At 62.6% G+C, this 6,902-nt stretch carries 7 protein-coding genes; 5 read left to right on the plus strand and 2 right to left on the minus strand.

Annotation, left to right across the window (positions count from 1 at the left end; translation table 11 throughout):
• Nucleotides 1–21 precede the first annotated feature (21 nt).
• Nucleotides 22–1,077: a sugar phosphate isomerase/epimerase family protein gene (locus tag LB566_RS08905; RefSeq protein WP_140513799.1), complete on the minus strand. Its 1,056-nt coding sequence runs from the start codon at nt 1,075–1,077 to the stop codon at nt 22–24.
• Between the two features lie 399 nt (nt 1,078–1,476).
• Between LB566_RS08905 and LB566_RS08910 the strand changes: the two genes are divergently transcribed.
• Genes LB566_RS08910 through LB566_RS08930 form a run of 5 tightly spaced genes read left to right on the plus strand, consistent with a single transcriptional unit; the run spans nt 1,477 to nt 5,732 of the window.
• The gene (locus LB566_RS08910; protein WP_224624099.1) at nt 1,477–2,364 is read left to right on the plus strand and encodes a sugar phosphate isomerase/epimerase family protein; all 888 of its coding nucleotides are present in this window, start codon (nt 1,477–1,479) and stop codon (nt 2,362–2,364) included.
• Nucleotides 2,365–2,420: 56 nt separating this feature from the next.
• Nucleotides 2,421–3,590 (plus strand): mandelate racemase/muconate lactonizing enzyme family protein, encoded by a 1,170-nt coding sequence (locus LB566_RS08915; RefSeq protein ID WP_140500381.1) that lies wholly within the window; start codon nt 2,421–2,423, stop codon nt 3,588–3,590.
• Nucleotides 3,591–3,592: 2 nt separating this feature from the next.
• On the plus strand, nt 3,593–4,309 hold the full coding sequence (locus LB566_RS08920; protein ID WP_140549444.1) for a FadR/GntR family transcriptional regulator: 717 nt from the start codon (nt 3,593–3,595) through the stop codon (nt 4,307–4,309).
• A gap of 5 nt (nt 4,310–4,314) precedes the next feature.
• Nucleotides 4,315–5,295 carry a hydroxyacid dehydrogenase gene (locus LB566_RS08925; protein ID WP_224624100.1) on the plus strand — a complete coding sequence of 327 codons (981 nt, stop codon included), beginning with the start codon at nt 4,315–4,317 and terminating at the stop codon, nt 5,293–5,295.
• Between the two features lie 41 nt (nt 5,296–5,336).
• On the plus strand, nt 5,337–5,732 hold the full coding sequence (locus LB566_RS08930; protein WP_140549442.1) for a hypothetical protein: 396 nt from the start codon (nt 5,337–5,339) through the stop codon (nt 5,730–5,732).
• Nucleotides 5,733–5,788: 56 nt separating this feature from the next.
• On the opposite strand, the gene LB566_RS08935 is transcribed toward LB566_RS08930, so the two are convergent.
• Nucleotides 5,789–6,889, minus strand: a complete 1,101-nt coding sequence (locus LB566_RS08935) for a Fic family protein (protein ID WP_224624132.1) — start codon at nt 6,887–6,889, stop codon at nt 5,789–5,791.
• Nucleotides 6,890–6,902: the final 13 nt, after the last annotated feature.

Raw genomic sequence — 6,902 nt, forward strand, 5'->3', positions numbered from 1 at the left:
GAGGGAGCGGGAAAACCCGCGCTAGATTCCCATCATGGCGCGCAGCACCTTCTTGTCCGTGGCACCGCCGGCGAAATCGTCGAACGCCTTCTCCGTCACCCGGATGATGTGGTGCTGGATGAAGGGAGCGCCTTCGGCGGCGCCATCCTCCGGATGCTTCAGGCAGCACTCCCACTCCAGCACCGCCCAGGAATCATAGTTGTACTGCGTCAGCTTGGAGAAGATGCCGCCGAAATCCACTTGTCCGTCGCCAAGCGAGCGGAAGCGGCCGGCGCGGTTCGTCCAGCTCTGGTAGCCGGAATAGACGCCTTGCCGGCCGGTCGGGTTGAACTCGGCGTCCTTGACGTGGAAGGCCTTGATGCGCTCGTGATAGATGTCGATGAATTCGAGATAGTCGAGCTGCTGCAACAGGAAGTGCGACGGATCGTAATTGATGTTGCAGCGCTTGTGACCACCAACCGCGTCGAGGAACATCTCGAACGTCGCCCCGTCGAACACATCCTCGCCGGGATGGATTTCGTAGCCGACGTCGACGCCATTGTCCTCGTAGACGTCGAGGATCGGCTTCCAGCGCTTGCCTAGTTCTGCGAATGCCTCTTCGATCAATCCGGCCGGCCGCTGTGGCCAGGGATAGAGATAGGGGAAGGCCAACGCGCCGCTGAAGCTCACCGAGACGTCGAGCCCGAGATTGCGCGACGCCTTGGCCCCGAACTGCATCTGTTCGACCGCCCATTGTTGCCGCGCTTTGGGGTTGTTGTGCACCGAAGCCGGCGCAAAGCCGTCGAACTGCGCGTCATAGGCCGGATGGACCGCCACCAATTGCCCCTGCAGATGCGTCGACAGTTCGGTGATCTCGACGCCGGCGTCGGCACAGATGCCCTTCACCTCGTCGCAATAGGCCTTGGAAGACGCAGCCTTCTGGAGATCGAACAAGCGCGCGTCCCAGGTCGGGATCTGCACGCCTTTATAGCCGAGGCCAGCCGCCCATTTTGTGATCGATGCAAGCGAATTGAACGGCGCTGCATCGCCCGCGAACTGCGCCAGGAACAGTCCAGGGCCCTTCATCGTCGTCGGCATCGGCATCCTCCCTCATTGTTGTCGCGACCGAGCATAGCGCCGATTGAAGACAGGGCCAGCCACTTTGGCCTGTTCTCAACGGTCACTTGCGTGCATTGTCATTCTGGTATTACCAAACGTGGCGATTTGGTCAAGCCTTGCCACTCACACTCAGAGCCCTCCGCCATGCCACAGGAGGGCTGCATAGCCCAATATAATCAACGGAGTAATCCAGGCATTAGGTTGTCATCGCACAGTTCTTGCCGCGCGTTGGAAATTGCTGTAGACCTCGTCTTGGGCCCAATTGGTCGAACCAGTTTGCGAAGAAATGCTGGAACGCCTTGGGGAGGAACCGTCCGTCACATCCGGTGACGGCATGTTGCAGGCGAACCATTAGGGACGATCCGGGAAGGACAGACCATGCATCTTTCGACGCACAACTGGATGCGCGCGGAACCGTTGGAGACGACGCTCAAGCGCATCAAGAAATTCGGCTATGAGTCGATCGAGATTTCCGGCGAGCCCGACCAGTACAAGACCAATGAGACGCGCGCGCTCCTCAAGGAGCACGGCATACGCTGCTGGGGCGCAGTGACCTTGATGCTGGGCGAACGCAACCTTGCCGCCCGGGACCAGGGCCAGCGCGAGCGCTCCGTGCAATACGTCAAGGACGTGTTGACCATGGTCAGCGAACTCGACGGCGAGATCATCACGCTGGTTCCCGCGACCGTCGGCAAGGTCGTGCCGGACGGCACCGAGGAAGAGGAATGGAAATGGGTGGTCGATGCCACCAGGGAGTGCTTCACCCACGCCAAGAAGGTCGGCGTCAAGATCGCGGTCGAGCCGCTCAACCGTTTCGAGACCTACCTGTTCAATCGCGGCGCCCAGGCCTTGGCGCTGGCCGACGCTGTCAGCCCGGAATGTGGCGTCTGCCTGGACGCCTACCACATCCATATGGAGGAATTTAACGTCTACGACGCGATCCGTAAGGTCGGAAAGCGCCTGTTCGACTTCCATGTCGCCGACAACAACCGCTTCGCCGCAGGCCTTGGCCAGATCGACTGGCCGAAGATCGTCGCGACCTTGCGGGAGGTCGGCTATGACGGGGCGCTGACCAACGAGTTCGTCGCGCCTGTCGACCGCACCCCGGCCGCGCCCTACCCCGACATGGTCGAACGCCACCCGGTCGACATCTCGCCCGAGCAGCTCAAATTCATCCAGGATCACGGCTCCAGCGTGCTGACGGAAAAATTCTACACCGACCAGATGCGGATCACCGCCGAAACGCTGCTGCCGCTGATCAAGTAGCCGATCCGATTGGGAATGAGCCCTCCCGCCATCCGGCGGCAGGGCCGGGGAAGACCATGCGCATCAAAAGCGTCCAGGCCTGGTGGATCCGCATACCGATCGAGGCGGCCAAGCAGCACCGCAGCGATTTCGGTCAGGTGACGACCTTCGACGCCGCCATCCTGCGCATCGAAACCGATGACGGGCTGGTCGGCTGGGGCGAAGGCAAGAACGCCGCCGGCAGCGCCGGCAGCTATGGCGCGCTCGTCCATATGCTGAACCGTGAAGTCGGGCCGCAGCTCGTCGGCCGCGATCCGGCCGATATCGGCATCATCTGGGAAATGCTCTACAACGGCGTGCGCCACGACAGCGCGGCGCGCGCCGGCCATGCCATGCCGCAGCTGGCGCGGCGCGGCATGAGCGTGGCCGCCATCAGCGCGGTCGACATCGCGCTCTGGGACATCCTGGGCAAGTCCCTCGGGCAGCCGGTCTGGCGACTGATCGGAGGCCGCAAGCTCGATCGCATGCCGGCCTACGCCTCCGGCGGCTGGGCGTCCGCCGACGCGATCGGCGACCAGCTCAAATCCTATGTCGCCAGGGGCGGCTTCAAGGCGCTGAAGATGCGCATCGGCGCCATGGATGGTGCCGCGCATGTGTCGGCTGCTCGCGTTCGCGCCGCCCGTGAGGCGCTCGGCCCCGACGTCGAGTTGATGGTCGACGCCCATGGCACCTACACGGTGGCGGAGGCGAAGCGCTTCATCCATCTCGCCGGCGATCTCGACCTTGCCTGGTTCGAGGAGCCGGTGATCGCCGACGACAAGTCCGGCCTTGCCGAAGTCCGTGCCTCCGGCGCCATACCGATCGCCACAGGCGAAAGCGATGCGACTCGCTATGCCTTCCGCGACCTCGCCGTGCTCAAGGCCGCCGACATCTTCCAGCCCGATCCCGCTTTCTGCGGCGGCATAAGCGAGGCCATGAAGATCGGCACCATCGCCAGCGCCTTCAACCTGCGCTTTGCGCCGCATCTATGGGCCGGCGCGCCCTGCTTCTTCGCCGGGCTGCATGTCTGCGCCGCCTCGCCGTCGAGCTTCACCGTCGAATACTCGCTCGGCGCCAATCCGATGATCCACGACCTTGTCGAAGAGACTGTCGAAGCAAGGGACGGTATGATAGCGATCCCCGAAAAGCCGGGATTGGGGTTCACCATTTCGGAGCGGTTCCTGGAGGCGCACGCGCAACGCAATTGACGATGAAAGAAAACAACCTTCTCGCGGAGCTTGCCGCCTATCTGTTCTCCCATTCCGACAAGGAGACGGGCCGAACCCCGTCGGAACGCGAACTGGCGGAGCATTTCGGCGTCAGCCGCGGCCAGATCCGCGAGGCGCTGGCCATTCTCGAGGCCATGCGCATCGTCGAGCGCAGGGCCAAGTCCGGCATCTATATCGACACCAAGCAGGCCAGCGTCGAGGCGCTGGCGCTGTTCGCGCGCGCCGGCCTGCCGCTCGATCCCTTGCAGATCTACGAGACGGTCGAATTGCGCAAGATACATGAGATCAAGGCGGCCGAACTTGCGTGCTCGCGTGCCACCGAGGAGAATTTCGAGCGCCTGCGCGAGATCCTGAAGGCCTCGGAAGAACGCATCGCGGCAGGCGAAGGCCTCGCCAAGGAGGATCGCGAGTTCCATCTCGAGATCGTGCGCGCCACCAAGAATGGCGTCTTCCACAACATCTGCAGCGTTTACTATTTGATGGGCGAGCAGCGCCTGCCGATCTATTTCAACGATCCGGAGCGCAGCGTGCGCTCGCATGCCGAACACATCCAGATCTACGAGGCGCTGCTGCGGCGCGACGGCAATCTCGCCCAGGCGCTGATGAGCGCCCATCTGCAAGGGGCGGAAAGCTACTGGAAGGGCCTGATCGAAGGCCTCGGGGCGGCGCCGCAAAGCCCGACGCTCGAACAGGCCTGACGGAGATGACGCGCATCCTGTCGACGCACAAGTTGCATCCGCGCGCTGCGGCCATGCTGGCGGGGGCGGGTGAGCTTGTCGTCGCCTCGGCCCTCGATCCGGGCACGCTGGCCACCGAGGCGAGGAATGCCGACATCGTCATTGTGCGTGCACCCCTGCCACCCCTGCTGTTCGAGGGTGCCACCAGGCTGCGGGCGGCGATCCGCCATGGCGCCGGGCTCGACATGATTCCGATGGAAGCAGCGACCGCGGCAGGTGTGCTGGTCGCCAACGTGCCGGCGGTCAACGCACGCTCGGTGGCCGAGCATGTGATGTTTGCAGCCCTCGCCCTGCTTCGGCAGTTCCGTGTGGTCGACCGCGACCTGCGCGCCAAGGGCTGGCTTGCCGGCCGCGAGCACGCCAATTTCAACGTCGAGCTTGCCGGCAAGACGGTCGGCATCGTCGGCCTCGGCGCCGTCGGCCAGGCGGTCGGCCATATCGCCGTGCACGGTTTCGACCTCAACGTGGTGGCAACGACACGCAGCATGCAGCCGGCGCCGGACAAGGTCGGTTTCCTCTCGATCGACGCGCTGGTCGAGCAGAGCGACATCATCGTCCTGTGCTGCCCTCTGACGCCGGAAACGCGCGGCCTGATCAGCCGCGAACGCATCGCGCGCATGAAACCCAACGCGTTGCTGATCAACGTGTCGCGCGGGCCGGTCGTCGATGACGACGCGCTGATCGAGGCCTTGCGGGAGCGCCGCATCGGCGGTGCCGCTCTCGACGTGTTCTCGACGCAGCCGCTGCCATCGGATCATCCCTATTTCAGCTTCGACAATGTCGTCATCACCCCGCATATGGCCGGCATCACCGAGGAATCGATGATGCGCATGGGCGTTGGCGCGGCCGGCGAGGCCCTCCTGGTGCTGGCAGGCAAATTGCCGGTCAATCTGCGCAACCCGGAAGTGGTCGGGCACTATCGGCGACGGTTTCCCGCCGACAGCTAGACCATCGCCTTTTCGCCCCAATTCTTCGCGACGCTGGAGCCATGTCCGTTCTTCGCCTCGCATTGCTGTGCCTTGCCACCACCTCAGCGGGCTCGCTGCCCTCGCTCGCCGCGGCCGAAAGCAGCTATGTCTATTGCGACAATGGGCTGCGCTGCTTCAAGGCTCCCTGCCCATCGAACAGCGCGCTCGACCTCGCCACCGGCAAGATCATCAAGGGCGTGTCGATCGACACCGGCGGGCTGCCGACGAAGGACAAGGCGATGGTCGAGGCGTCGGATGCGCTCTATGCCGGCAAGATTGTCGTCAGGGGATCGATCGCGCGACGCACCCAGACCATCACGGGCAAGCAGTACAGCCTGCCGTGGCTGGTCGCGACGGCCGTCGAGCGCGCCGCCAAGGACAGCGAACGCAAGCACTGCTCTTCACACAAACCATGATCGCTCCAACGCGTATTCCAAACCGGCCTCTGCCGCAGCGCGGAATTCGTATATCGTCAAGGTCGTCGCGGCTCGGTGCCTTCTGCTAAGCGGTCCAAATAGGCTTGATAGGCAAAGACCCTGTGTCGCTGTTTCCCCGTCACTTCGCGAACTATGCCGATCGAGATCAGGTGCCCAAGCGCGGAATTGATTGTCGGCTCTGACAGCGACAGTTCCTGGGCTGCCTTTTGGATAGTCACGATCGCGCGACGCTGGAGGAGTCCATGTACCATACCTGCCGAGGCAGCGGCCCGGCCTAAATCCTGAATTCTGTGGGCGTCAGCCTCAAATAGGCGTAGCAGGTCCTGGGCGGTCTTGGCCGCCTGATCGGCTGTCTCCGTGACACCTTCAAGGAAGAACGACAGCCAGCTTTCCCAGTCGCCGGCCATTCTCACTCGTTGCAGCAGGTCATAGTAGGTGCCGCGGTGTGTTTTGAAATAGAGGCTGAGGTACAGGGTAGGCTCCCTAAGCACTTTGTTGGCACAAAGGAACAATGTGATCAAAAGGCGGCCCAGACGACCATTGCCGTCAAGAAATGGGTGGATTGTCTCGAACTGGACGTGTGCCAACGCCGCCTTGACGATGTTCGGCAGGCGATCATCGGTGTGCAAGAACTTCTCAAAGGCGTCGAGACATTGCATTAGCTGGTCAGGAGGAGGAGGGACAAACATGGCATTGCCTGGTCGTGTTCCGCCGATCCAGTTCTGCGAATGCCTAAATTCACCAGGTTGGGAAGAGGCGCCACGTCCCGCCTTAAGGAGAACGCCATGGATTTCGCGGATCAATCGGAGAGAAAGCGGAAATCCTCCCCGCATGCGATCGAGACCATGTTCAAGAGCGGCGATGTAGTTGGAGACCTCTTCGACATCATTCAGAGGGACCAGCGGTAGCTCATCCGCCTCAAATAGCAGCAAATCGGAGAGTGACGATTGGGTGCCTTCGATCTGGGACGACAGCAAGGCCTCTTTCCGTACGTACATGAAGATAAACAAGGGCGGAGCGGGAAGAATGGACGTAACGCCGTCCAAACGCCCCAGGGCTAGGTGTTTGATCCCAGGCTTTGATGGGGCATCCTTATCCTCCGAATCGAAGGAGGCACTATGGGCCAGGTTCTCCATGGGAGCGCCACGA

This window comes from Mesorhizobium sp. CA13 (assembly GCF_020165235.1).
Classification (GTDB): Bacteria; Pseudomonadota; Alphaproteobacteria; order Rhizobiales; family Rhizobiaceae; genus Mesorhizobium.

Bases quoted from the DNA above. Each gene is read 5' to 3' on its own strand.
- LB566_RS08910 (WP_224624099.1), top strand. From the start codon at position 1,477: ATGCATCTTTCGACGCACAACTGGATGCGCGCGGAACCGTTGGAGACG.
- LB566_RS08935 (WP_224624132.1), bottom strand. From the start codon at position 6,889: ATGGAGAACCTGGCCCATAGTGCCTCCTTCGATTCGGAGGATAAGGAT.
- LB566_RS08930 (WP_140549442.1), top strand. From the start codon at position 5,337: ATGTCCGTTCTTCGCCTCGCATTGCTGTGCCTTGCCACCACCTCAGCG.
- LB566_RS08905 (WP_140513799.1), bottom strand. From the start codon at position 1,077: ATGCCGACGACGATGAAGGGCCCTGGACTGTTCCTGGCGCAGTTCGCG.
- LB566_RS08920 (WP_140549444.1), top strand. From the start codon at position 3,593: ATGAAAGAAAACAACCTTCTCGCGGAGCTTGCCGCCTATCTGTTCTCC.
- LB566_RS08915 (WP_140500381.1), top strand. From the start codon at position 2,421: ATGCGCATCAAAAGCGTCCAGGCCTGGTGGATCCGCATACCGATCGAG.
- LB566_RS08925 (WP_224624100.1), top strand. From the start codon at position 4,315: ATGACGCGCATCCTGTCGACGCACAAGTTGCATCCGCGCGCTGCGGCC.